The organism is Actinomadura coerulea (genome assembly GCF_014208105.1).
Classification (GTDB): domain Bacteria; phylum Actinomycetota; class Actinomycetes; order Streptosporangiales; family Streptosporangiaceae; genus Spirillospora; species Spirillospora coerulea.
Map to the genome: position 1 here is coordinate 6,047,753 of NZ_JACHMQ010000001.1, position 24,854 is coordinate 6,072,606.

The following is a 24,854-nucleotide window of genomic DNA, read 5'->3' on the forward strand; positions in this document are numbered from 1 at the left end:
AGGCGGTCTCTAGGGGACAAGTGCGGTCACGTGAGGATCATAGATTGCCCAGGTCGGAACGCTGTTGAGGGATGATCTCGCAGATTTGCGAGCCGGGTGTCAGGGGTTCGAATCCCCTAGGCTCCACACACCAAAAAGCCCAGGTCGGACGCTGCGCGGCCCCGCGCCAGGCCGCCCGGAGCGTGCGGCGTGGACGCCGGTCACCGGACCGCCACTCCGGGCCGCCACTCCGGGCCGCCAATCGCGTTGCCGCCGGTATGTCGCCCAGCCCCCGGCGGTCACCGGGTCCGCGCCGCCGCCTCAGAACTCTCCGCGGCGCTCGCGACGGCTTCTCCACGAACTGCGCACCGCTGCCACGATCAAGCCGATCCACGTCCCCGCAAGAGCACCCATCAGGCCAGTGCCTATCGCGCTGTCGGAAGCCTCATAGCCGGTCCTTGCCCCCCACAATGCTCCGACCAAGCTGTAGCCACCCAAGAGTGCTCCTGCCAAGCCACCGGCCACTAGACCAGCGAGCGCAGCACGCACAGCATCCCTCCAACAGCGGACACAAATCCCCACGAGCGCACCCATCAGGCCAGCACCCATCGCACTGTTCCAAGTCCCGAAATTGTTTGTGGCACCCCACAGTGCTCCTACCAAGCCACCGGCCATCAGACCCACGAGCCCGCCGCGCATGGCATCCCTTCGACAGCAGATGAGGCGCCCAGTCTCCAGCCGGTCTCCCGTCGAAGGCAACGCCTCCGGCGGGGCACTCCGACTCCGGGAAGTTCATCCCGCGCCCGTGACGGTTGTAGGTGGTTTGGGGATACCGGAGCGCGGGACGACGGCAGACGGGAAGCTCAGGCGAGGCGGTTATGCAGCGCCCAGGGGCACGTATGCCCTCGTCATGACCTCGATAGCGCCTGTCTGTAAGGCTCGAACTCTGCCGCCACCTGGTCGATTCCGTTCGACAGGGCCCACAAGCCGTACCATTCGTTCTCGGCGGGGTTGAGCAGTCTGTCGAACGTCCGTGCGGCCAGTGACCGAAGGTCCTCCGGGCACGGGAACATGAGGTCCATCAGGTCCTCTTTGATTTCTGGATCCGCGGCCACGCCCCCGGACCGGACAGCGGTCAACGCCGCAGCCACCGCCGCATCATCGCCTGCGATCGAATCCACCGGTCCGGACGCGCGTCGGCGACCCGTGACATGACCTCTCGCAGGCGACCGACGATGTCGTCCGCCCTTGCCAGATCCTCCAGAAAATCTTCGGCGTAGTCGCTGTCGAAGGGCCCGTAGCCCCAAGTGCCCAACGCAGCCTCACAGTGGTCCAGGTTTCCGACCGACTGTAGAGAAGGCTGAACATGCGTCGAGCGCCGGCGGTGCACAGGCCGCCCGTCGGGCGCCGTGGCCATGAGGCGGGCGTCACTGCCGCTCGCCGGGGAGTGGGGTTGCACAAGATCGAATGCCGTGGACTGTGGTTCCCGAAGAGCGACCGAAGGTCGCCCAAACAGGGAGGCAGATCCATGCCTGAGTGCCGAATCCTGGTGCTGCCGATGGGCAGCACGCCGCCGGAAGAGCCGCCGCAGCCCATCGGGCCGAGTTGGCCTGTGGAACCGGCCGCGGCCACGCCCACGCCCGGCGGCCCGCAGGACCCCAACCCGGACCCCGGCCGGCTGCCGCGTGCTCCGTACCCCGGGGACAACAACCCGCCGCGGCCCACGAACCCGGACCGCGTCGCCGGCGCGGGTATGCGGGTGCTCGTGGCGGCCTGATCCCAGGCCCGACGACGCCGCATAAGGGCTCCGCTTGAGGAGTTCTGATCAACTGGTCCCGGCGGGGGTGGTTCCACACCACTTCCGTCGGGGTCTTCTCTCCTTGGGGAAGCTCTGGTGTCACCATGGTGGGATGGCCATCGAACAACGGCGTAAATGAGTCGGCGACCGCCGGGCCGCTTGCGCGCGACGCGGTACAGCAGGCGTGCGGAGTCTTCTCCAAGCGTCCCTGACGGAGTGCCCGTCAAGGTTCTGCGGGAGATCACGGAAGCCTCACGGGCCGGGCGGTGCCCTGATGTCGAGTCGATGACCACAGCGCTAGCCGCGCTGAAATGGTTCCTCCGGCAACCAGGCCGGACGCTGACGGCGGAGGTCCGCCCCACGTGCCCGTGTCATGATCCGCGGGAGGCGCTGGACACGCTTCACGAGATCGTTGCGGTGCTCCCTCCGCCTTCCCGACGCCAGGTGTTGGGGATCGTGTCCCCGCTAGCGGAGCTGTACCGAGCCCGCACCCTGCATGATCCGTCCGCGCCCGAAGACCGGCCTTGGTGGCGACGGCGCATCGCCGACCCCTGAACCACCACCTCGGGAGGCGCCGTGCCCGATCGCTCCGCCCAACTCGGCTCATGTCGCGGCATGTGCCCGGTCGACTGCGGGATGTACATGGGCAGGTCGCGGCGGTGGAGGAGGTATCGCGCAGCCCTGGCGGAACCTCCATGGTCACCGTAGGGTTCACCGCGTGATCAAATTTGGAGGGCGCGCGCTGCGCCTGGCCGCTGTCATGCTTCCCACGCTGACGCTGACGACCGTGTTGGCGTCCACCACACCGGCGAGCGCCGCCGGCCCGTCGTGCGGGTCGAGGTACGCCCTGCGCAGCACTCATTCGATCTACGTGAGCTCCAAGGTCCGCGGCTACCTCAAGGTCTACTACAACTCCTCCAACGGCTATAACTGCGCGCTCGCCGTCCGCAAGGGCTCGACGTCGCTCTACAGCATCAAGCTCAAGCTCTGCGTCTACAACGCGGCCAGGACCAAGTACGGCAACTGCAAATACGACGGTTACAGCAAGCGGAACCACTGGTATTCCGGGCCGCTCTACGTGTACGCCCGCCATCGATGCCTGTACGTCAAGGCCTCCATCAACACCGATGGCTCGCACAGCGGGGAACTGACCGGCAAGAAGGTTCACTGCGGCTGACCTCGTCTGCCCAGGTCGGATCCGGGCACCATTGGCGGGCCATCGCGCCATCGGAAGAGCGGGCCGGTAGACCTGCGGGTCTGCCGCCTTGCTCTGCTTCGATCGTTCGGCGCAGTGGCCCGCATTCGGACAGCACCGGAGGACGGACGCTTTCCTGCACGGATGCCGAGGGGGAAGCCCGTGTCCAAGATGGTGGTGCCCGGCCTCTATCGCGCCGACGTGGAAACCCTCTGGGGCTACCACGACATGCACCATGCGATTCGCCCTACCGATGTCGGCGTCGGACTCGGTAGCCATGATCTAGGTGTAGCCACATTCGCGGCAGAGCTCTATCGCGAGGGCATGTTCCCCCGCATCGTCTTCACCGGGGCCAACGCGCCGACGACGATGGAGCGTTTCCCGCGCGGCGAAGCCGTCCACTACCGCGACCACGCCATCGCGCTCGGCGTATCCGATGAGGCGATTCTGGTCGAGCCTGCGGCCACCAATACCGGCCAGAACATCGAGTTCACTCGCGAGCTCCTGGCCGACCGCGGGATCGGAGTCCGCTCAGCGACGCTGATCTCCCGGCCCTACCAGCAACGCCGCGCCTACTCCACAGCCAAGAAGCTGTGGCCGGACATTGAGGTCATCTGCGCATCGCGACCGCTCCCGTTGGACGAGTACGTCGTGACCATCGGGGACGTGAACCGCGTCATCAACATGCTGGTAGGCGATACGCAGCGCGTCATGGTCTATCCAGGCCGGGGATTCGCCATCGCGCAGGACGTGCCGTCAGAAGTCGAAGCGGCCTACCGTCGTCTGGTCGAGGCAGGGTTTACGGCCAGGCTCGTCACGTGAGCGTCTCGGGTGAGAATGGAGACGTGCCGTCCGATCTGTGCCGTGTGGCGTGCGAGTTGGGCATCCTGGTCGCGAGGGGCTCGGGCGCTGACAACTCTGGGCCGTGCGGTCGGTTGGTGGCTGCTCTTCGGACGGGGTCGGATGAATCTGAGTGAGGCCAAGCGGGAGTACCGGGAGGTGCTCGAGGCTTTCGCCGGCTTGGACGAGGTGGTTTCCGAGGCCGGTCTGGCGGACGTCCAGCGGCGGGGCATGGTCACCAAGCTGGATCGGATGCACCAGGAGGCGCATGCCGGGGTTCTCGCCATCGCGTCGGGGCGGCGAGGGGGATGATGCGGGGCGCGGCGGGCGCCCCCGCCAGGTGCTACGCCGGTTGCGTGCGGCTGTGACCGTATTGAGCCAGGGCGTGGAAGGCGGCCTTGGGTTCCCACGGCATGTCCGGGTAGGTGGTGCCCTTGCCCGAGATGACCTTGACGATCCCGAAGGACGCTTTGTCGAAGTCGCGGGCGTCGGTGTCGGCGTGGGGCAGGTCGTAGCGGGCGAAGGTGTAGACGAAGGCCGCGTCCAGCCCCGAGTTCTCGAAGATGCCGAGGAGTTCGCGCAGGTAGTCGGCCTGCTCCTGCTCGTCGCGGACGACCGGGCGGGTGAAGCGGGCGGGGCGGGCCTGGTCGTTCCATTCGATGACCTCGTCTCCCCGGCTCGCGATGGCGGCGGCGCCGCGGTAGGGGGCGCAGCCGAACTCGGTGACCGCCGCGGGCCTGCCGTGGCCGGTGAGGGCACGCAGCCCGGCCGGGAGTTGGTCGGCGTTCTGCGCGTCGCGGTAGCCGGCGTCGGTGGCGACCACGTCGAACGGTGTCCAGTCGACGCCCTCGAACGGCAGCGAAGCGTAGCTGAGGCGGCCGCCGAACTCCGCGCGCGCGGCCGCGACGGCCTTGCCGAGGAAGGCGTTGATCGCGGTGGGCAGGGTGGCCAGCGCGGGGCGGAGTCGTTGAGGGTCGGAGAGGGCGGCTGCTCTTTCCTGGAGGGTGTCGCCGGGGAGGAAGCCGGCGGTGCAGATGGAGATCTCCGATCCGGTGAGGAGGACCACCTCGGCGCCGTCGCGGCGCAGCCTCTCCGCGCGGGCGGCGCTGTCGGTCACGAAGTCGAGCAGTTCGTCCTGGGTGAGGCCGTTGGTGAACGGGCAGTACCAGACTTCGAGTCCGGCGTCGGCGGCGAGGCGGGCGGCGGTCTCCAGGCGGTCGCGGTCACCGCCGGTGATCCGGACGGCGTCGCAGCGCAGGTCGTTGCGGATGATGTCCATCTCGCGGCGGACGATGGCCGGGTCGAAGGGCTCGCGGGTGGTGGTCCCGGCGCTGGTGAAGCCCGTGTCGAAGTTGATGCCGAAAGCGCGCATGCCGCTCCTTCGAAGGTTGAGTTTACGGTACGCAACGTACCTTAGAGGGCGACCATCCAGGTTTGGTAGAGGCGATGTGGAGTACGATTCGTACCCTGGAGAGGATGAAGAGGCGGCATGGTTGAGGGCGGAGGGCCGCGGCGGCGCGGGGCCGTGCTGGAGGAGGCGATCCTGCGGGCGGCGGCCGAGGTGCTGCGGGAGTCCGGTGCCGGCGGCCTGACCATGGACGAGGTGGCACGGCGGGCCGGGACGAACAAGAACGCGATCTACCGGCGGTGGCCGAACCGCGTCGCGCTCGGTGTCGCCGCGTACCGCCGGCTGGCCGACGCGGAGATCACGGTCCCGGACACCGGTTCGCTGCGGGACGACGCTCTGGACCTGCTGAGCTGCGCCAACAGCACCTGGTCGTCGCCGTACGGGGAGATCCTCCGGGGGCTGATCGCGGCTGCCGGGAGTGCGCCGGAGCTGCTCGCCGAGTTGCGGGACGGCGGTGGCGGCGCCTACGAGGCGGCGTGGCTGACGGTGCTCGGCCGGGCGGTGGCCCGTGGTGAGGCCGTGGCCGAGGCGCTGCATCCGCGGGTCGCGTCCACACCGGTGGCGCTGCTGCGCAACGAGTACATGACGCGGGGCGTCCCGGCCGTGCCGGACGGCGTTCTCGTCGAGATCGTGGAAGAGGTCTTCCTGCCGCTGGTCCGGGGGCGCGCCGGGTTCTCAGCCTGATCTGGTCGGTCCGCACCTGCGGTCCTGCGCGCCTCGTAGGCCGTTCGGCGGTGGCTCAGCCCATGTCGGAAGCCTCCGAAGGACGGGGTCGGTCAGCGTGCTGGGGTCGTCATCAGGCGAATGAGCAGGTCCAGGTGGCGGCGGAACCGGCCCAATGCGTCCGGGGCGTCAGGCGCGGTCGCTCGGCCGGAGGCGTCAGGAAAACCTGATTGGAGGTAACCGTTGACAATCCAGACCAGGGTCAACATGAGCGCTTCGGGATCGACGTCCGGCCTGACTGCCGGACGAATGACCTCAAGCGCCTGCCTCATATTGAGCGCGCTGGTTCGCTCCTCGAGTCCAGCAACGTCGCTGGCGTCGGCCAGCCAACGATGTATCCACAGCCTGGCCATCTCAGGATGCTCCAAGCAGTGGTCAACGTAGAGTTTCATCAACTGACGGAGGCCGGCCGCGTCCCGAGTGATCCTGCCCGCGGCCTCCTGCACGTGATCACGCCACCGCTGCCGGCCTCCCCTCGTGATCGGTAGTTCTCACCGCACGGGCAGGTCACGCGCGGGCCGATCGCGGCGGCGGGGAGCGCGCCGGAGTTGCTCGCCGAGTTGCGGGACGGCGGTGGGCGGCCCTACGAGGTGGCATGGCCGACGGTGCCCGGCCGGGCGGTGGCTCGCGGGCGGGCACGTCGTGCCGGGCGCTCGATCGCCGCCGGATCGGTGAGGACGCTGCGGATCGTGCCCTCGCGGAGGCGATGCGTCGAGGTCGGCGGCGATCCAGCGCCTTTCCCGTTCTCACGCGGCTCCGGTCAGGTCTCCTCGATCACCCTGGGCGTTTCGCGGGGTCGGTGGAGGCACGGACGACGAGGCCGGGAGGCAGGCGCTCGGACGGGGTCGGCCGCCCTGCGAGCAGGTCGACGAGCAGGTCGAGGGCACGCGCGCCCATCTCGTTCATGGGCGAGCGGACGCTGGTGAGCGGGATGGGGAGCTCCGCCGCGAGCGGGGTGTCGTTGTAGCCGGCGACGGCGACGTCCTGGCCGGGGCGCAGGCCCTGGTCCCGCAGGGCGCCGAGCGCGCCGATGGCCGCGAAGTCGTTGACGGCGAAGAGGGCCGTGGGCCGGGGGTCGTTGCGCAGAAGGCGCTCGGCGGCGGCCCGGCCGCCGGCGGCGTCGAAACCGGAGTGGACGACGTGGGAGTCCGGCACGGGGAGGCCCGCGTCGCGGTACCGGTCGACGAAGCCGGCGGTGCGGTCGGCGCCGGTGCTGGCGAAGCGCTCGCCCGCGATGACGCCGACCCGCCGGTGGCCGAGGGCGAGCAGGTGATCGGCGACCAGGCGTCCGCCGAGCCGGTCGTCGCAGGTGACCGACGGATGCCGGCCGGCGTGCCGGCTGACCAGGACGAACGGGACGCGCCGCTCGGCGGTCTCGTCGAGGAAGGCGGCGTCGGTGTGCGCGTCGCCGAAGACGAGGCCGTCGACGTGCCGGGACAGCGCCAGTTCGGTGCGCGCCCGCTGCTGCTCGGGCCGGTCGTGGCTGTTCATGACGAAGGTGGTGAGGCCGTGCCGGGCGGCGGCGTCCTCGATGCCCTCGTAGATCGTGGCGAGCACCAGGTCGGACAGCCGGGGGACGAGGACGCCGACGAGGTTGCTGCGCTGGGTGCGCAGGCTGGTGGCGTGCGGGTTGGGGCGGTAGTCCAGCCGGGCGGCCCAGCGCCGGATCTCCTCGGCGGTCTCGCGGGACGCGGCGCGCTGGGCGTCCTCGGGGGAGCCGTTCAGCACCCGGGAGACGGTGGAGACGTCGACGCCCGCCGCCTGCGCGATCGTCCGCAGGGTCGCGGGCCGCTGCCGGTCGTTGCGGGCCACCTCGTCCACCCCTCCTGTAGCCGGGCCCTTGACAGGGCCACCGTCCGGTGTCTTTTATACAACCCAAACGTTTGACCCAATCGTTTGGGCCAGGCGAAGATCCATCCCAATCGATTGGGAAAGAGGCGAAGCCGTGGCACGACGGGTCGATGCGGGGCGGTCGGCGTGATCGGCCTGCCGCCGGAGGCGGGCTGGTTCGCCCGGCACACGGTCGCGGAGCTGGCCGACGCGCTTCGCGACGGGCGGACCTTCCCCGGCGAGCTGGCGGAGCGGTCACTGGCCGAGGCGGCGAGACTCCAGGCGCTCAACGCGTTCGTCACCGTGGACGGGCCGGGAGCGCGCGCGGCGGCGGAGCGCGCCGGACGGGAGCTGGCCGCGGGCGTCGACCGCGGTCCCCTCCACGGTATCCCCATCGCGGTCAAGGACGTGGTCGACACCGCGGGGCTGCGCACCACGATGGGATCCCGCCACCACGCGGACCGGGTGCCCGAGCACGACGCCGAGTGCGTGCGCCGGCTGCGCGCCGCCGGCGCGGTCATCGTCGGGAAGACCACGACCCACGAGTTCGCCTTCGGGCCGACCGGCGACCGCTCGCTGAACGGGGCGACCCGCAACCCGTACGGGGACGGGCGTCTCGCCGGGGGGTCCAGCAGCGGGTCCGCCGCGGCCGTGGCCGCCGGGATCGTGCCGCTCGCGGTGGGCACCGACACCGGCGGGTCGGTGCGGATCCCCGCCGCGTGCTGCGGGATCGTCGGGCTCAAGCCCACCCTCGGTGCCGTGCCGTCCGACGGGGTCTTCCCGGTCTCGGCCTCTCTGGACACGGTGGGCCCGATGGCGCGGACCGCCGGTGACTGCCTGCTGCTGTGGGACGCTCTGGTCGGACGGGACGCCCCGGCCCCGGACGTTTCCGCTGCCCGGGTCGGCTGGGTGGCGCCGGACGCCGTCCACCCGGTCGACCCGCGCGTGGCGGCCGCCGCCCGCGCGATGCTGGAACCGCTGCCCGTGCGGGACGTCGCCGTCCCGGACCTCGCCCGGTTGCGGTGGGCCTACACCGCGATCCAGAGCGGTGAGGTCCAGCGGCTCCACGCGGGACGGATGGCCGCCGCGCCGGAACTCTACGACGCGGAGGTGCTGGCGCGGCTCCGCGCCGCCGGGCGGATCACCGCCGAGGACACCGCTACGGCCCGCGAACTGCGGGAACGGGTCCGCAGGGCGGTGACGGCCCTCTTCGGCCGCTTTGAGATCCTCGCCATGCCGACCGTTCCGGTCGTCGCTCCGCCACTGGGGGCCCGGACGCTGGCGCTGAACGGGACGCCCGTCGACGTCCGCGCGGCGCTCCTGGCGTACACCAGCCCCTGGAGCGTGCTCGGACTTCCCGCCGCCAGCCTGCCCGCCGGGCTCGTCGACGGGCTGCCCGCCGGGCTGCAACTGGTCGCGCGGCCGGGCGCCGAGCGCCTGCTCCTCGCCGCCGCGGGCCGCCTGGCGAAGACGACGTCCACCACCCCCTCGCAGTCATGAAGGAGCAGCCCATGCCCGCCATCAGCCCGGTCACCGCGGCCGCCGTCCAGTTCGACCCCCAGGTCGGCCTGGAGAACAAGGACGGGAACGTCCGGCGAAGCATCGAACTGATCAACGAGGCGGCGGACCGGGGGGCGACGCTGGTCGTGCTCCCGGAACTGGCCGGCACCGGCTACGGGTTCGCGTGCCGCGAGGAGGCGTACGCGCACGCGGAGCCCGTGCCGGACGGGCCGACCACGCGGGCCTGGGCCGCGCTCGCCCGGGAGCGCGGCCTGCACATCGTCGGCGGCGTGGCCGAGCGCGACGGCGTGCGGCTTTTCGACACGGCCGTGCTCGTCGGGCCGGACGGGGTCATCGGCACCTACCGGAAGACCCACCTGTGGAACCGGGAGAAGCTGTACTTCGAGCCCGGCGACCTGGGCTTCCCCGTCTTCCACACGAGGATCGGCCGCATCGGGCTGCTGATCTGCTGGGACATCTGGTTCCCCGAGGTGGCGCGGCTCCTCGCCGTCCAGGGCGCGGACGTGATCTGCAGCGTGAACAACTGGGTGTGGACGCCGCCGCCGCTCTTCGACGAGGCGGGCCGGTGCATGGCCGCCTACCTGACGATGACCGCGTCGCACGTCAACAACGTCCCGATCGTCGCGGCGAACCGGGTCGGGGAGGAGCGCGGCGGCCGGTTCCTCGGCTGCTCCCTCATCACGGGCACGGGCGGGTGGCCGATCGGCTCCGTCGCCCCCGCCGAGGGCGAGACGACCGTCTACGCCGATCTCGACCTCGCGGCGTCACGGTCGGCGCCGATCTGGAACGACCTCAACGACCTGGTCCGGGACCGGCGCACCGATCTGTACGATCCGCTGCTCGGCTATCGCGGCGGCGACGCGTTCCCCCGCTGAGCGGGCGCCGCCATGAGCGACACCACGCGGACCCTGCGGGCCGCCGGCGCTCCCGTGCCGGCGCTGCCGCCGGCGGCGGCGCGCTGGCTGGCCGGCGCCGCCCTGGTCACGGCGACCGCCGTCCTCGCCGTGCTCCTCGCGCGCGCGACGGACGGGCTTCCCCACGTCCTGCCGGGGTACGCGCGCTGGCAGGACGAGGCGTACGCCGGCGTCCCGCAGTTCCTGCGGTGGTGGATCGGCGACGCCACCGAGCCGCAGTTCTTCAAGTCGGCGCCCGGCGGGATCGCCATGATCGCGGGCGGATGGCTCGCGCACACGGCCGCCCGCCGCGGCCGCCGCTGGGCCGGGTTCCCGCTCGCGTGCGGCTCCGGCCTGTGGCCGTGGCTGCTGTACTCGGCGGTGCTCGGGCTGCTGCTGTCCGACCTCGCCTGGGGGTGGACGATCCCGGCGACGGGCCGGTGGCAGCCCACCTTCGTGCCGTTCGTGTCCGTGCCCCCGGCGGTCGTGCTCGTCTACGGCGCGGGCTGGTCCGTCGCGGTCACCGGGGCGGTGCTCGGGGCCGCGCTGGCCACCCCGGCCGCGCTGGTCGTGACGAACTTCTTCTGCCTGCCCCTGCACCTGCCGAACGTCATCGGCTGCGTCACCGGCATGTGGGCCGGCGCGCTCCTGGCGTTCCTGATCTGCCGCCACCTGCCGTGGATGCCCGGCCCTCTCCCGGCCGCGCGGACCGGGGAACCGTCCGCGACCGTGCCTGGACGGGGCGGGTTCGGGGCGGGCTGGGTCGTCCGGCGCGTGCTGGCCGACTTCACCGAGGCCCAGTTCTACGGCAACGAGCTGGCCTCCGCGGGGCTGATCGGCGCGACCGTCGTGGTGTACCTGCTCAACCCGCTGACCCCCGTGTACGGCAGCACCCTGCTGCCCGCGCTGCTGACCGCCCAAGTGCTGGCGGGCACGCTGGGCGTCCTGCTCTACCATCGGCGCTGGGCCGCCCTCGGCTGGTATCCGACGTTCGTGCCGGTCGTGTCGCTCGCGCCGGCGGTCGTCCTCACCTACGGGGGGACGGTCCAGGCCGTCGTCGCCGGGGCGGTGTGCGGCGCCGTCGCGGGGCCGCCGCTGGCCGCGCTGATCTCCAGGCGCCTGCCCGCCGACTTCCATCCGTTCATCGGCAACGTGGCCTCCATGGCCGTGTGCACGCTCGTCGCCGTACCGCTGCTCGGCCTGCTGCCGGGATTCGCTTCTACCCTCTGACCTGCGACAAGGAAGGACCTGCCTTGCGTACCGTCCAGTTCACCCGTGACGACACCGTCCTCGGCGCCGAGATCCGCGACGGCGACGGGCCCCCGGTGGTGCTGCTCCCCGGCGTCATGGCGGACGCCGCGACCTGGCGGCCCGTCGTCGAGCACATCGACCTGCCCAACCCGGTGCTCGTTCTCGACCGTCGCGGCCGGGCCGCGAGCGGGCCGCTCGGACCGGGCTACTCGGTCCGCACCGAGGTGGACGACCTGAGCCACGTCCTCGGGAGTCTCGGCGATCTCGGCCTCACCGGCGGGACGCACCTGTTCGGCTGGAGCTACGGCGGCCTGATCGCGCTGGAGGCCGCGGCCGGCCGCACCGACCTGCGCTCGCTCACCCTGTACGAGCCGGTGTCCCGCCCGTTCGCCCCGGAGGCGCTGGGCCCGCTGCGCGAGGCGATCGACCGGAACGACCTGGACCGGGCGGTGGAACTCGTGAACACCGCCGTGTCCGGTTTCTCGGACGAGTACGTCGCCGAGCTGCGGCGGAGCCCGGTGTGGGACGTCCTCCGCCCGCTGGCGCGGCCCCTCGCGGACGAGCTCGGCGCCATCGACGCCCACCGGCCCGCCTTCGACGCTTTCGCGGACCTCGATGTGCCGGTCACCCTGCTCCTCGGCGCGGAGAACGAGGGGAAGGCGCCCTACGGGACCGCGTTCGCGCGGTTCGAGCGGGCGATGCCGCGGGCACGGGTGGTCCGCATCGCGGGAGAGGGCCACCTCGCCCACGCCTCCGCTCCCCGGCTGCTCGCGGAGCACATCGTCGACGTGGTGAAGGCGTCCTGAGGCGCCTGAGCGTTCGCCTCGCTTCAGGTCACGGCCGCGAACCGGCGGGACGCGGCCAGAAGGGGCCGGCATGTGCGTCGGCCCGGGCGGCGTTCAGGGCGCCGATCGTGGTGGCCAGGGCGAGGAGCACCATCGCGATCCTGAGGGTGATACGCAAGATCTTCATCTGTGGAACCCCCGTTCCATCGAACGGATCCTTACCCCGTGTGATGCGGACGGATCGGGAAGTGTTCCCCGAAGACCTCAGAAAAAGGTACGCGGTTGGTCTAGGTGAGCTGGGGAGCCGGGGAGGCGGCCTGCTCGCGTCGCCAGAGGGCGAGGTAGGGGCCGGGGCGGTTCACGAGGTCGGTGTGGGTGCCCCGGTCGGCGACGCGGCCCCCGTCCAGAACGATGATCTCGTCGACGGCGTCCAGGCCGGCGAGGCGGTGGGTGACCAGGAGGGTCGTCCGGCCCTCGGTGGCGGTGAGGAGGTCGGCGGTCAGCTCGTCGGCGGTCGCGAGGTCGAGGTGCTCGGCGGGCTCGTCGAGGAGCAGGATCGGGAAGTCGGCGAGGAGGGCGCGGGCCAGGGCGATGCGCTGGCGCTGGCCGCCGGAGACCCGGGCGCCGTGCTCGCCGACGCGGGTGGCGAGGCCGTCCGGGAGGGACTCGACCCAGTCGAGGAGCCGGGCGCGGCGCAGCGCGTCGCGGATCTCCGCGTCGGTGGCGGACGGACGGGCCAGGCGGATGTTCTCGCCGATCGTCGAGTCGAACAGGTGGGCGTCCTGGGCGCAGAGGCCGATGACGCGGCGGACGTCGTCGCCGGAGAGGGCGCGCAGGTCGACGCCGTTGAGGGACGTCCGTCCGCCGGCGGGCTCCAGGAAGCGGAGCAGCACGGCCGTCAGGGTGGTCTTGCCCGATCCGCTCGGGCCGACGATCGCGCAGCGGCGGCCGGGGGCCAGGTCCAGGGAGACGCCGTCGAGAGCGTGGGGCGCGGTGGGCGTCCAGCGGGCACGGAGGTTCTCGACCGAGAGCGTGTAGGGCGCCGCGGGCAGGGGTGCCGGGGCGTCCGGTTCCTGGACCGGGGGCGGGCTGTCCAGGACGGCGAACACGCGCGCGGCCGAACGGCGGACCCGCTCCAGGTACTGCGCGGCCAGGGGCAGCCCGGCGACGACCTCGAACGCGGCCAGCGGGAGGAGGACGACGACCGCGAGCAGGACGCCGTCGAGGGCTCCTGAGCGGACGGCCGGCACGCCGACGGCGAGACTGCCCCAGACGGCCAGACCACCGGCAAGGGCGGAGATGGCGGCGCCGAGCCCGGCGGTGGTGGCGGAACGGGCCGTGGCGCGCGTGAATTCGCGATCGATTCGCGCGGCCTCGGCGAGCTGCTCGGGGACGGCGCCGTAGGCGATGAGTTCCGGCGCGCCCTGGAGGGTGTCGACGACGTGCGAGGTGAGCTCGCCGCGCAGGTCGGTCGTGCGGCGTTCGGCGCGGCGGGAGACGGCGCCCGACAGCCAGGGGGCGACGACCCCGGCGAGCAGCAGGGCCAGCAGGAGCACGACGCCCGCCGAGGGAAGCAGCAGCCAGGCGAGCCCGACGGAGGCGCCGCCGACGACGGCCGCGACGGTGCAGGGCAGCAGGACCCGCAGGAAGAGGTCCTGGACGGCGTCGACGTCCGCGACCAGCCGGTTCAGGAGGTCTCCGCCGCGGAAGGCGGGGAGCCCGGCGGGTGCGAGCCTCTCCAGGCGCTCGTACACCCGTGCGCGCAGGTCGGCGAGGATCCGGAACGTCGCGTCGTGACCGACGAGGCGCTCGACGTACCGGAACACGCCCCGCCCCAGCCCGAACGCGCGGACCGCCACGATCGCGACCATCAGCATGAGCACCGGCGGATGCTGCGCCGCCCGGGAGATCAGCCAGGCCGACGTCGCCATCAGCCCGACTCCGCTGCCGAGGGCCAGCACCCCGAACAGCACCGCCAGCGCGAGCCGTCCCCGCGCCGGGCGTGCGAACCGGAGAAGCCGGAAGATCATGCCCTCACCCCCGCGTCATCGGCCGAAGCCCTCGCCGCCGCGCCCCACGGGGACGCGGAGGTTTCACGTGAATCATCCGTCCCGGCGATCCGCTCGGGGCCCTGGCGGCGGGTCATGCCGGCACCAGCGCCGGGGGGACGGGGACGGTGCGGTCGGCCATCGCGGCCAGCGCGGGGCGGTGGGCCACGAGGATCACCGTGCGGGACTCCGCCAGGCGCTGGACGGCGTCGAGGACGGCGGCCTCGCTCTCGGTGTCCAGGTTGGAGGTCGGCTCGTCCAGGAGGAGGAGCGGGGCGTCGCGGAGGAAGGCGCGGGCCAGGGCGATGCGCTGGCGCTGGCCCGCGGACAGGCCCGCGCCGCGGTCGCCCAGGGTGGTGTCGAAACCCGAGGGGAGGGCGTCGACGAACCCGAGGGCGTTCGCGGCGCGGGCGGCCTCGCGGACCTCGGCGTCGGAGGCGTCCGGACGGCCGAGGCGGATGTTCGCGGCGACGGTGCCGGCGAACAGGTGCGGGCGCTGGGGGACCCAGGCGATGCGCTCGCGCCAGGCGTCCGGGGCCAGGTCGGCGAGGTCGTCCCAGTCGACCAGGACGCGGCCCGAGTCCGGGCGGACGAAGCCGAGCAGCACGGCGAGCACGGTCGACTTGCCCGCGCCGCTCGGGCCGACGAGGGCGACCGTCTCGCCCGGGTGGACGGTCAGCGAGAAGTCGGCGAGGGCGGGGACGTCGCGGCCGGGGTACGTCACCGTCACGCCGTCCAGGCGGAGCGTCGCGCGGTCGGGGTCCGGGACGTCCCGCCGGGTCCCGGCGGGCGGCAGCGGCGTCTCGAGGACCTCGAAGATCCGCGCGGCGGCGGTGAGGCCCTCGACGCTCGCGTGGTACTGCGCGCCGACCTGGCGGAGCGGCAGGTAGGCCTCGGGCGCGAGGATCAGGACGAGCAGCGCGGTCTCCAGGCCGAGGCCGCCCTCCACCAGCCGGAGCCCGATCGACACGGCGACCAGCGCGACGGACAGGGTGGACAGCACTTCGAGGACGAGGGCGGACAGGAACGCGATCCGCAGGGTGGACATGGTCGCGCGCCGGTGCCGGCCGGTGATCTCGCGGATCCGGTCCGCCTGCGCGCGGGCCCGGCCGAAGATCTTCAGCGTGGGCAGCCCGGCGACGACGTCGAGGAAGTGGGCGGACAGCAGGGAGAGCGTCCGCCACTGCCGGTCCATCCTGCGCTGGGTGGTGAGCCCGACCAGGATCGCGAAGACGGGGATGAGCGGCAGCGTCGCGGCGATCGTCACGGCGGACAGCCAGTCGCCCAGCAGGATCCGCGCGCCGACCGCCACCGGGACGATCACCGCGAGGACGAGCTGCGGCAGGTAGCGGGAGAAATAGTCGTCCAGCGCGTCGATGCCGCGGGTGGCGAGGGTGGCGAGCTCGCCGCTGCGCTCCCCGGACAGCCAGCGCGGCCCGAGGGCCAGGGCGCGGGCGAGCAGCCGGCCGCGCAGCTGCGACTTCACCGCGGCGGACGAGCGGTGCGCGGCGACCTCCTGGAGCCACGCGACGAGCGTCCGGCCGACGACGACGGCGAGGAGCAGCAGGAGCGGGGTGCGCAGGTCGCCGAGCGACGCGCCGTGCCGGAAGGCGCGGGTGAGCATGCCGGCGAGGAGCGTCGCCTGCGCGATGATCAGTCCGGCGGTGGCGGCGCCGAGCAGCACGGACGCCGCGAGGAACGGGCGCGTCGTGCGGGCGTGGCGCAGCAGCCGGGGGTCGAGGGGCTTCATGCGACCGGCTTCTTCACGTGAGGCTTCTTCACGGGGATGTGGGACGTGCCGATCCGCTTGCGGAAGACCCAGTACGTCCAGCCCTGGTAGATCATCACGATCGGGGTGAACACGGCCGCCACCCACGTCATGATCTTCAGGGTGTAGGCGGACGAGGCGGCGTTCGCGGTGGTCAGGCCGCCGGTGCCGAGGGTGGACGGCAGGACGTCCGGGAACAGCGACAGGAACAGGGTGGCGACGGCGAGCACGATGGCGGCGCCGGTTCCGACGAACGCCCAGCCCTCGCGGCCGCGCCGGTTGGCCGCCGCGGCGGCGAGCAGCCCGGCGGCGGCGCCCGCGGCGGTGAGCCAGGTGACGGGCTTGCCGTACTGGAGCTGGGTGATCAGCAGGAAGCCGCCCCCGGCGACGATCGCGGCGACCGCGGCGAGGCCGGCGATCCGGCGGGCCCGGGCCCGGACGCCCCCGGACGTCTTGAGCGCGAGGAACACCGCGCCGTGCAGGAGGAACAGGGTCACGGTGGTGAGCCCGCCGAGCAGCGCGTACGGGCTGAGCAGGTCGCCGAGCGAGCCGGCGAACTCGTGGTCGGCGTCCAGCGGCACGCCGCGGACCATGTTCGCGAACGCGACGCCCCACACGAACGCGGGCACGAGGCTGCCCCAGAAGATGCACCTGTCCCAGCGGGCCCGCCAGCGGGCGTCGTCGCGCTTGCCGCGGTACTCGAACGCGACGCCGCGGATGATCAGTGCGAGCAGGATCGCGAGGAGCGGCAGGTAGAAGCCGCTGAACAGGGTGGCGTACCACTCGGGGAACGCGGCGAAGGTGGCGGCGCCGGCGACGATGAACCACACCTCGTTGCCGTCCCAGACGGGGCCGATGGTGTTGATGACGACGCGGCGCTCGACGTCGTCGCGGCCGAGGACGGGCAGCAGCATGCCGACGCCGAAGTCGAACCCCTCGAGGAAGAAGTAGCTCGTCCACAGGAAGGCGATGATGATGAACCAGGCGGTGGTGAGTTCCATGAGCGGGCCTCAGTAGGCGAACGCGAGCGAGCGCTCGGAGTCGGAGTCGGAGTCGGACCCGGGGCCGTCGGACGGCGGCGGCAGCACCTCGTCCTCCGACGGGGGCCCGGCCTTGGCGTACTTGAGCATCAGCCCGGTCTCGATGACGAGGAGGACGCCGTAGAGCGCGGTCAGCGACGCGACCGAGATCAGCATCGACGATGCCGAGACCCCGGGCGAGACGCTGGAGGACGTCTTCAGCACGCCGAACACCGACCAGGGCTGCCGCCCCATCTCGGTGAAGATCCATCCGGCGGAGTTGCCGATGAAGGGCAGGGTCAGCGACAGGACGCCGATCCGGTAGACCCAGGGGTTGGAGGGGAGCCTGCCGCGGCGCAGCAGCCACAGCCCGGCCAGCGAGACCATCGTCATGGCGATCCCGGCGCCGGACATGACGCGGAAGTTCCAGTAGATGACGGGGATCATCGGCCGGTAGTCGCCGGCCCCGTAGCGCTCCCGCTCGGCGGCCTGGACGTCGTTGATCCCCTTGACCTCGCCGTCGAGGGTGCCGGTGGCGAGGAACGACAGCAGGCGCGGTACCTTGACGCCGAAGACCTCCTTCTCGCCGTTCAGCGTGCCGACGGTGAAGATCGAGAAGGAGGCGGGCCGCTCGGTCTCGTAGAGCGCCTCCGCGGCGGCCATCTTCATCGGCTGCTGCTCGGTCATGACCTTGCCCTGGAGGTCGCCGGTGATCGCGACGCCGATGGAGGCGATCGCGGTGACGACCAGCGCGAGCTTCAGCGACGGCCGGAACACCTCGACGTTCTTGCGGCGGGCCAGGTGCCAGGCGCTGACGCCGGCCATGAACATGCCGCCGGTGGCGAACGCCGCCGTCATGGTGTGCGGGAACGCGACGAGCTGGGTGGAGTTGGTCAGGACGGCCCAGAAGTCGGTGAGGACGGCCCGTCCGGACTCGTGGTCGATCCGGTAGCCGACGGGGTGCTGCATCCAGGAGTTCGCGGCGAGGATGAAGTACGCCGACAGCAGCGTCCCGATGTGCACGAGCCAGATGCAGCCGAGGTGCAGCCGTTTCGGCAGCCGGTCCCAGCCGAAGATCCACAGGCCGAGGAAGGTCGACTCGACGAAGAAGGCGAGCAGGCCCTCGATGGCGAGCGGCGCCCCGAAGACGTCACCGACGAACCGGGAGTAGTCACTCCAGTTCATGCCGAACTGGAACTCCTGCACGATGCCGGTGACGATCCCCATCGCGAAGTTGATCAGGAAGAGCTTGCCCCAGAACTTGGTGGCGCGCAGGTACGCCGTCTTCCCCGTCCGCAGCCAGGCGGTCTGGAGCACCGCGACCAGCGCGGAGAGCCCGATCGTGAGCGGGACGAAGAGGAAGTGGTAGACGGTGGTGATCCCGAACTGCCACCGGGCGATGTCGACGGTGTCCATGGGCGCAGGCCTCTCCGGCTCATCTACTACAAGCTGTAGTACTTCATCCTGTCAGAAATACTACGAGCTGTAGTACTACAACCGGTGGTTAGTTGGGTCACTCGCCCGGAGACGGCCGGACGGGGCGGCGCGAGGGGTGCGCCGCCCCGTCCGGGACAGGTCTGCGTCAGGTCTAGGGGGCCGCGTGATCGCGGCGGCGGATCAGCTGCCGGCGCGCGGGACGAGGCAGCCCGCGCGGTTGAAGTCGATGACGCTGCCGGGGGCGATGCAGGCGGCCAGGGTGTAGGTCTGCTGCGCGTACCCGATGTTCGGGTGCACCGTGATGTTGCCCGACTGGTCGACCTCGCACGGGTTGTTCAGCGTGCAGCGGCCGCCGTCCTCGTTGATGGTGTTGTTCGCGCCGACCACCTTGCCCGTCGAGGCGTCGATGAGCGGGGAGCCCGACGTGCCGCCGATGACGTTGCACTCGGGGGTGTAGCGGATCGAGTCCTTCCAGGTCCAGTCCCCTTCCCGGACGCGGTAGGCGAAGCCGTCGATGTTGCAGGAGTACATCCTGCGCCAGTAGCCGGAGACCACGCGCACGTCGGCGCCCGCGGTGGGGTGGCTCAGCGAGAGCTGGAGGGCCGGCGTCCGGTAGGTCTGCTGGATGGTCGCGTAGCTCTGGCTGAGCCGGTACAGGGTGACGTCGGTGTCGGTCATGGTGGCGTACAGCACCCTGTTGGCGCGCAGGGTGCCGAGCGTGCCCGTGCCGCTGGAGTTGAGCAGGCTGAACGTGCGGCTGGACGCCCGGTTCGTGATGACCTGTCCGGCGCTGGGCATGCCGCCCTCGTAGCAGTGGCCGTTGGTGAGCACGAGCGCCGGGTCGCTGTCGGCGGCGGTCGGTGTGCGGACGAGTGAGCCCGAGCAGTTGCTCAGGGCGACGATCCCGGTGAAGTCGACGGCCTTGACCTGGGCGGAGGGCGCGGGGGCGGCGGGGGCGGCGGCGGAGGCGGTGGAGGCGCCGGCGGTCAGGGCGGCGGCGCCGGCGGCGGCCGCGGCGAGCGCTCCGAGAATGCGTCTGTGCATGGCGGGGGTCCTCTCCGGTGAGGGTGGCAGCGTGATGCTAACCACGCCCCCGCCGCCCAGAAATGGCGAAAGTGGACGAAAAGGGGAGAGCGCCGCGAATCTGGCACGCATTGCAAAGCCGGACCAGCGGCGCCCCCCAGGGATCAGTAGTGGAACGCGGAGGTCATCCTCGCGCCCTTGGTGCCGAGGTTGACGACGGACGCCCCGCCGGACGGGACGGTCCGGCAGAACGCGCCGCCGTAGCCGTCCGGGAAGACGAAGAGGCCCCACACGGCGACCCAGTCCTCGACCGCGCCGGTCTCCGCGTTGAGCATCGGTTCGCTCACGGGGACCACGCGGCGCTGGACGATGTAGTCCTCCTTCAGGCAGCCGGCGACCGTCTCGGCCCACTCGCGGTCGGTCTGGTCCCAGCCCGCGCGGACGCCCCGTCCCGACAGGCCCGCGACCGGCTTGAGGATCAGCTCCTCCCGCTCGGCGCGGACCCGGTCGGCGAGGTCAGGGGTGAGGGTGCGCGTCCACGGCAGGATCCGGTCGATCAGGGCGTTCTCGTCCGGCGACAGGTCCGCGCGCATGGCGGGGTCGGAGACGAGCGGCAGGCAGCTCTTGTAGGAGAACATGGACGCCGTCAGGGGAGTCCACAGGACGACCTTGCCCTCCTCGTAGGCGCGCATGACGGTCTCGACGGGCTCGTCGTTGCGCGGGTCCCGCGCCACCTGGTGGGCGGAGAAGTACCGCAGGACGAGGTCGAGCGGACGGTCGTGCAGGTACAGCCGTCCGTTCCTCTCCCGCACCTGGTCCACTTCGCCGATGAGCAGCTCGATGCCGCACCGCTTCATCGACTCCTGGAAGGAGCGGTGCAGCGACTCGTACGCCGCCATCCCGTCGACGGCCTCGAGGGTGGCGACGACGGGTGCCTCCTTCTGCGTGGCCTGGACGAAATGCCGCGCTATGGCCGCCGGAGTGTCGACGCTCGACAGGCCGTGCTCGTCCGCGAACGCGGCGAACCCCTTGTGGCCGAGCAGGGTGCGGTTGACCTCGCTCATGTCGACGCCGCCGAGTTCGCTGCCGATGTTGAACTCCAGCAGCCGGAACCGCGAGCCGTCGTCGTAGAGATCGGCCCGCCCCCACAGGAACGGCTCCGCGTCGAACCGGGTCATGAGATCGGTGCGGCGCGCGTCCGCGCCGATCGCGGCGCAGAACGCGCGGCGGTCGCCGCCGAACAGCCGGTCCGGCAGGGACGCCATCAGCCGGAACAGCCCGGACAGGTCGTCCGCCGCCTCGCGCGTGCGCGCCTCGGACGACAGCAGCGGCCGCGTCCCCAGGTATCCGCCCCACGCCCGGTCGAACACGGGCGGGAACTGGACCTCCGACATGACGTCGCGCAGGGGGCCCTCGGCGGCCGCCGCGATGTACTTCGCGGTGACCATCAGGCGGTCTCCTCCACGTCCACGACCAGGTCCTTCTCGATCTTGCGGATGACCTCGCGGTCGGCGTAGATCTGCTCGGCGTCCTCGTGGGCGAGGATGATGTAACCCATCGTCATGCTGGCGAACAGGTCCGTGCTGGCGTCGACGCGGTCGCCGGTGCTCACCAGGTGCACCGGCGAGTGGTAGCTGGGCAGGTCGCGCGCCTGGTCGTAGATCTCGGCGTTGCGCACGATCCCGGTGGAGTGCGACATGAGGAACACGGCCATGACGTTGCGGCGCAGGGTGTAGCCGGGCGGCATCTGCGGGCCGAGGCCGCGGCACACGTCCACGATCCTCGTGACCTGGCTCTCCCCGGTGGCGATCTCGGTGACCGCGGGGTTGCCCGCTCCGGCCAGCCGCGCGTTGACCTCCAGCAGGCGCGGTCCGTCCGGGGTCATCATGATCTCGGTGTGCGCCGCCCAGTTGCGCAGCCCCACCGCGTCCAGCGCGGCGAGCCCGTAGTCGATGAGCTCGCCGTAGGTGCCGGTGTCGTAGGGGAGCCACTCGACGAAGTCGTACACCGCGATGCCCTCGCCGAACGGGACCCGCCGGTACCGGATGATGTCGGTGATCGAGTGCCGGCCGTCGTGGCTGACGGTGTCGATGGCGTACTCGGTGCCGGTCATCATCTCCTGGACGAGGACCTCCTCGGCCAGCACGTCGAGCTTGTCGCGGGTGCCGAGCATGGCCGTGAACTGCTCGCGCCACCCCTGCCCGCCGGGAGCGCGGCCGACCCCGACGGTGCCGGCGCTCGTCGGCGGCTTGACGACGAGGTCCTTGCCGGCGAGGCCCTCCCGCTCGATCCAGGCGGCGACCTCGTCGGGATCGTTCGTGGAGATCTGCCGGGGGACGGGCAGCCCCGCCTCGGCCAGGGCCTGGTGCATGAGGTACTTGTGCCGGCGGGCGTCGACCAGCTCCGGGACGTTGGAGAACGCCGGCGCGAGGGCGTCCGAGCACTCCTGCGCGAGCCGCAGCGCCGCCTCGACGCCGGGGATGACGGCGATCGGCTTCAGCGCGCCGAGCCGGGCGATCGTCTCCGCCATGTCGCCGTGGTGGTTGATGACCGCGTCGTAGTTGCCGGGGTCGTGCGAGGAGTGCAGCGGGGCGAGCGCGGGTCCCGTGTAGTCCATCACGGCCACAGGGCTGAACCCCGCCTCCCGGAGCGCGGGAGCGACCATCGCCGCGGAGGTGAAGGGCCGCACGATTGCGACGACTGGCTTGTCCATGGTGGTCACCTTCTGTTTCGTTCGTTCCACTCGTTGCGCGGGGGTCGCCCTGGTGGGCGCCGTCGTCGTCCGTGCCGTGTCGTCCCGCCTCACTCGCCGGCCTCGGCCGCGGCGGCCGGCTCCAGGGCCGGTTCGGCCTCCTCGGCCGGGCGCCGCCGCGCCAGCCCGGCGCCCGCGGCCACGGCCGCGGCGCCCGCGAGCCCGAACGCCCCGGTCAGCACCCAGACGCCCGAGCCCCACGCGTGCCACGCCGCGACCCCGATCATGGGGCCGACGGCGTAGCCGACCTGCTGCGGGATCGTCGCCGCCGCGATGTAGCGGGCGCGCAGCGCGGGCGGCGCGACGAGGCCGGGGTAGGCCATCATGGACGGCGCCGCGATGATCTCCCCGAACGTCCACACCACCGTCGCGAGGAGGAGCAGCGCCACGGGCGTGGGGCCGGTGTAGACGAGGTGGCCGGCGCCCAGCATCGCCATGCCGAGCGTCATCGGCACCCCGATCGGCAGCCGCTGGAGCCACTTGGACAGCAGCACCTCGAAGGCGATGACGATGCCCCCGTTGACGGTCAGCAGCATCGCGAACACCCGCTCGTCATGGCCCGAGCCCGTCACGAACAGCGGCAGGGCGGCCGACGACTGGATGTAGGTCATGGCGGTGAGGAAGAGGCCGAGCACGACGAGCATGAACCGCCGGTCGGCCAGCACCTGCCCGTAGCCGGTGCGGTCCTTGCCGGACCCGCCGCCGGCGACCTCCGGCTCGGCGTCCGACCGCAGCGCCAGGTAGGCGACCACGCCGAACGCCAGCGACGTCGCCGCGTCCACGTAGAACAGCGCGCTGTAGGACGCGTAGGTCAGCAGCAGCGCGGCGCCCATCGGGCCGACCGTCGAGCCGACGTTGAACGTCAGCCGCAGCACCGAGAAGACCATCACGTGCCGGTCCTTCGGCGTCAGCTCGACCACCCAGGCCATCGCCGCCGGGCGGTACGCCGTCGCGGTCAGCCCCGCTCCTCCGGCGACGAGAGCGCCGATCCACATGTTCGGCACGTGCACGAGCGCCGCGGTGAGCACCGCCGTGCCCGCCATCGAGCCGACGATGACCCACCGGTACCCGACGCGGTCCGCGGCGGCGCCGCCGAGCGCCGACCCGGAGATCCGGCCGATCATGAGCGCGGTCAGCACGACGCCGCTCTCCCACGCGCTGAAGCCCTCGCTGGTCAGGAACAGCACGAGGAACGCGTTGAGGAACGCCGCCAGATTGCTGATCAGGTTTCCGAGGACGAGGATCCGGACCGTCCCGCTCATCCCGCGCAGCGTCGCGAGGATCGTCGGGTGCTCCGGGGACGTCATGGCGCCTGCTCCAGCGGGGTGCCCTCGAACGTGAAGTACCGCCCGGCGTCCGGGATGGCGGCGCGGGTCCGCTCCAGCGTCTCCGCGACCGCGATCACGTAGCCGCAGCGGGCCAGCCCGTTCGGCGGCAGCCGCACCTGCCAGCCCGGCTGCACGGCGAGCTCGACCTCGGCGACCGGTGGGCGCATCGACTCCTTGTCCACGGTCGCCGACGTGATCTCCATGTCGTGGGGGGGATAGGCGAACCGGATGGACGCCGCCCTGCGCGGCTTCGGGAACGCCACGGCCGGCGGGCGGCCCGCCACCACGTCGGCCGCCGCCAGCGGCCCGTCGACACCGGACGTCAGCAGCCCGAGGTAGGGGATCATCCCCCCGCCGAGCCGGACGTTGATCTCGATGACGTGCTTCGCGCCGTCCGGGGTCAGCTTGAACTCGATGTGCGTGTACCCGTCGGTGAACCCGACCGCGGCGTGGACCCGGGTGAGCATGTCGTGGAACCCGGTGTCGGACAGCAGCGGGTCGTCGGCGTCGACGTCGTGGCCGATCTCCTCGAACGCCAGGGTGCCGCTGCCGCCGAGGACCTTGCGCGCCACGATCAGCGGCGTGCACTCCCCCCGGAACAGGACGCACTCGACGGAGATCTCCGGTCCGTCGAGGAACTCCTCCACGATCACGTAGTCCTCGAACTGGCGGATGCCGCCCAACCGCGTCTTGTCGGTGAGCGCGAACGCCGCGTCCAGGTCCTCCGGCCTCTCGACCTTGCTGAGGCCGAGGCTGCCGCCGAGGTTGCGCGGCTTGACGATGAGCGGGTAGCCGGTCTCGGCGGCGAACGCGCGCGCCTCCTCCAGCGACGCGACGGCACGGGACGCGGGCTGCGGGAACCCGGCGGCCCGCAGCGCCTCGCGCGTCGCGGACTTGTCCCGGCACCGCGCCACCGCGCCAGGGTCGAGGACGGGGAGGCCGAGCGCCGCGCTGAGGTGCGCGGACGTCTCGATGTAGACCTCGTCGTAGCAGAACACCCCGGCGACCTCGTGGTCGCGGGCCACGTCGCGCGCCGCGGCCGTCAGCTTCTCCAGGTCGAGGCAGTCGACGACGGTGTGCCCGGCGATGTAGGGCTCCTCCCAGCTCGCCGAGGCCGGGTTGAGCAGCCAGAGCCGGTACCGCCGCGACACCGACTCGAGGATGTACTTGCGGTAGACCCAGTAGCTGCTCGCGACCAGGAGAAGGAGCGGACGCTCGCCGCCCGCGGGCGGGTCATAGGACATGCGGACCTCGAT

At 71.8% G+C, this 24,854-nt stretch carries 24 protein-coding genes; 9 read left to right on the forward strand and 15 right to left on the reverse strand.

The features are described 5' to 3' along the window. Positions 1-887: 887 nt before the first annotated feature. Together BKA00_RS27905 and BKA00_RS40915 are read right to left on the reverse strand one after the other, a co-directional pair. Positions 888-1,160: a hypothetical protein gene (locus BKA00_RS27905; RefSeq protein WP_185035395.1), complete on the reverse strand. Its 273-nt coding sequence runs from the start codon at positions 1,158-1,160 to the stop codon at positions 888-890. Further along, the gene (locus tag BKA00_RS40915; protein WP_189377086.1) at positions 1,115-1,396 is read right to left on the reverse strand and encodes a DUF4259 domain-containing protein; all 282 of its coding nucleotides are present in this window, start codon (positions 1,394-1,396) and stop codon (positions 1,115-1,117) included. The genes BKA00_RS27905 and BKA00_RS40915 overlap by 46 nt, the downstream gene beginning before the upstream one ends. Positions 1,397-1,507: 111 nt before the next feature. Between BKA00_RS40915 and BKA00_RS27915 the strand changes: the two genes are divergently transcribed. The 4 genes from BKA00_RS27915 to BKA00_RS27930 all read left to right on the forward strand — a co-directional run bounded on the left by BKA00_RS27915 (position 1,508) and on the right by BKA00_RS27930 (position 4,124). Next, positions 1,508-1,756, forward strand: a complete 249-nt coding sequence (locus BKA00_RS27915; RefSeq protein ID WP_185029831.1) for a hypothetical protein — start codon at positions 1,508-1,510, stop codon at positions 1,754-1,756. Between the two features lie 739 nt (positions 1,757-2,495). Continuing rightward, a complete protein-coding gene (locus BKA00_RS27920; protein WP_185029834.1) occupies positions 2,496-2,954 on the forward strand; it encodes a hypothetical protein in 459 nt (152 codons plus the stop codon). A gap of 189 nt (positions 2,955-3,143) precedes the next feature. Continuing rightward, a complete protein-coding gene (locus tag BKA00_RS27925) occupies positions 3,144-3,794 on the forward strand; it encodes a YdcF family protein (protein ID WP_185034903.1) in 651 nt (216 codons plus the stop codon). A 141-nt stretch (positions 3,795-3,935) separates the two neighbouring features. Next, positions 3,936-4,124, forward strand: a complete 189-nt coding sequence (locus tag BKA00_RS27930; protein ID WP_185029836.1) for a hypothetical protein — start codon at positions 3,936-3,938, stop codon at positions 4,122-4,124. A 31-nt stretch (positions 4,125-4,155) separates the two neighbouring features. Here BKA00_RS27930 and BKA00_RS27935 read toward each other — a convergent pair whose 3' ends face one another. Continuing rightward, a complete protein-coding gene (locus BKA00_RS27935) occupies positions 4,156-5,184 on the reverse strand; it encodes a hypothetical protein (protein ID WP_185029839.1) in 1,029 nt (342 codons plus the stop codon). A gap of 117 nt (positions 5,185-5,301) precedes the next feature. Between BKA00_RS27935 and BKA00_RS27940 the strand changes: the two genes are divergently transcribed. After that, positions 5,302-5,904, forward strand: a complete 603-nt coding sequence (locus BKA00_RS27940; protein WP_185029841.1) for a TetR/AcrR family transcriptional regulator — start codon at positions 5,302-5,304, stop codon at positions 5,902-5,904. A 92-nt stretch (positions 5,905-5,996) separates the two neighbouring features. On the opposite strand, the gene BKA00_RS27945 is transcribed toward BKA00_RS27940, so the two are convergent. Next, a complete protein-coding gene (locus BKA00_RS27945; protein WP_185029843.1) occupies positions 5,997-6,389 on the reverse strand; it encodes a hypothetical protein in 393 nt (130 codons plus the stop codon). A gap of 328 nt (positions 6,390-6,717) precedes the next feature. Further along, positions 6,718-7,764 (reverse strand): substrate-binding domain-containing protein, encoded by a 1,047-nt coding sequence (locus tag BKA00_RS27950; protein WP_221493315.1) that lies wholly within the window; start codon positions 7,762-7,764, stop codon positions 6,718-6,720. A 156-nt stretch (positions 7,765-7,920) separates the two neighbouring features. Here BKA00_RS27950 and BKA00_RS27955 point away from each other — a divergent pair, with 156 nt between their 5' ends. Genes BKA00_RS27955 through BKA00_RS27970 form a run of 4 tightly spaced genes read left to right on the forward strand, consistent with a single transcriptional unit; the run spans position 7,921 to position 12,244 of the window. Continuing rightward, positions 7,921-9,273, forward strand: a complete 1,353-nt coding sequence (locus BKA00_RS27955; RefSeq protein ID WP_221493316.1) for an amidase — start codon at positions 7,921-7,923, stop codon at positions 9,271-9,273. A gap of 11 nt (positions 9,274-9,284) precedes the next feature. Beyond that, entirely contained in the window at positions 9,285-10,169 is an 885-nt protein-coding gene (locus BKA00_RS27960; RefSeq protein ID WP_185029846.1) for a nitrilase family protein, read from the forward strand. 12 nt (positions 10,170-10,181) lie between these two features. Further along, positions 10,182-11,417, forward strand: coding sequence for a hypothetical protein (locus tag BKA00_RS27965; RefSeq protein ID WP_221493317.1), 1,236 nt, complete (start codon positions 10,182-10,184; stop codon positions 11,415-11,417). Between the two features lie 23 nt (positions 11,418-11,440). Beyond that, positions 11,441-12,244, forward strand: a complete 804-nt coding sequence (locus tag BKA00_RS27970; protein ID WP_185029848.1) for an alpha/beta fold hydrolase — start codon at positions 11,441-11,443, stop codon at positions 12,242-12,244. A 28-nt stretch (positions 12,245-12,272) separates the two neighbouring features. On the opposite strand, the gene BKA00_RS27975 is transcribed toward BKA00_RS27970, so the two are convergent. The 10 genes from BKA00_RS27975 to BKA00_RS28015 form a co-directional block, all read right to left on the reverse strand. Then, positions 12,273-12,410: a hypothetical protein gene (locus BKA00_RS27975; RefSeq protein ID WP_185029850.1), complete on the reverse strand. Its 138-nt coding sequence runs from the start codon at positions 12,408-12,410 to the stop codon at positions 12,273-12,275. A gap of 100 nt (positions 12,411-12,510) precedes the next feature. Further along, complete coding sequence (gene cydC, locus BKA00_RS38380) at positions 12,511-14,253, reverse strand: thiol reductant ABC exporter subunit CydC (protein WP_221493318.1); 1,743 nt, start codon at positions 14,251-14,253, stop codon at positions 12,511-12,513. Between the two features lie 112 nt (positions 14,254-14,365). Beyond that, a complete protein-coding gene (cydD, locus tag BKA00_RS38385) occupies positions 14,366-16,021 on the reverse strand; it encodes a thiol reductant ABC exporter subunit CydD (RefSeq protein WP_221493319.1) in 1,656 nt (551 codons plus the stop codon). Next, positions 16,018-17,040 carry a cytochrome d ubiquinol oxidase subunit II gene (gene cydB, locus BKA00_RS27985; protein ID WP_185029852.1) on the reverse strand — a complete coding sequence of 341 codons (1,023 nt, stop codon included), beginning with the start codon at positions 17,038-17,040 and terminating at the stop codon, positions 16,018-16,020. The genes cydD and cydB overlap by 4 nt, the downstream gene beginning before the upstream one ends. A gap of 9 nt (positions 17,041-17,049) precedes the next feature. Next, entirely contained in the window at positions 17,050-18,474 is a 1,425-nt protein-coding gene (locus BKA00_RS27990) for a cytochrome ubiquinol oxidase subunit I (RefSeq protein ID WP_185029855.1), read from the reverse strand. 201 nt (positions 18,475-18,675) lie between these two features. Next, entirely contained in the window at positions 18,676-19,539 is an 864-nt protein-coding gene (locus BKA00_RS27995; RefSeq protein WP_185029857.1) for a S1 family peptidase, read from the reverse strand. Between the two features lie 143 nt (positions 19,540-19,682). Further along, on the reverse strand, positions 19,683-20,966 hold the full coding sequence (locus BKA00_RS28000) for a hypothetical protein (protein ID WP_185029859.1): 1,284 nt from the start codon (positions 20,964-20,966) through the stop codon (positions 19,683-19,685). Next, positions 20,966-22,231, reverse strand: coding sequence for an ATP-grasp domain-containing protein (locus BKA00_RS28005; protein WP_185029861.1), 1,266 nt, complete (start codon positions 22,229-22,231; stop codon positions 20,966-20,968). Before BKA00_RS28005 ends, BKA00_RS28000 begins: the two co-directional genes overlap by 1 nt. A gap of 89 nt (positions 22,232-22,320) precedes the next feature. Then, the gene (locus BKA00_RS28010) at positions 22,321-23,577 is read right to left on the reverse strand and encodes an MFS transporter (protein WP_185029863.1); all 1,257 of its coding nucleotides are present in this window, start codon (positions 23,575-23,577) and stop codon (positions 22,321-22,323) included. After that, the gene (locus BKA00_RS28015; protein ID WP_185029867.1) at positions 23,574-24,842 is read right to left on the reverse strand and encodes an ATP-grasp domain-containing protein; all 1,269 of its coding nucleotides are present in this window, start codon (positions 24,840-24,842) and stop codon (positions 23,574-23,576) included. Before BKA00_RS28015 ends, BKA00_RS28010 begins: the two co-directional genes overlap by 4 nt. Between the last annotated feature and the right edge of the window lie 12 nt (positions 24,843-24,854).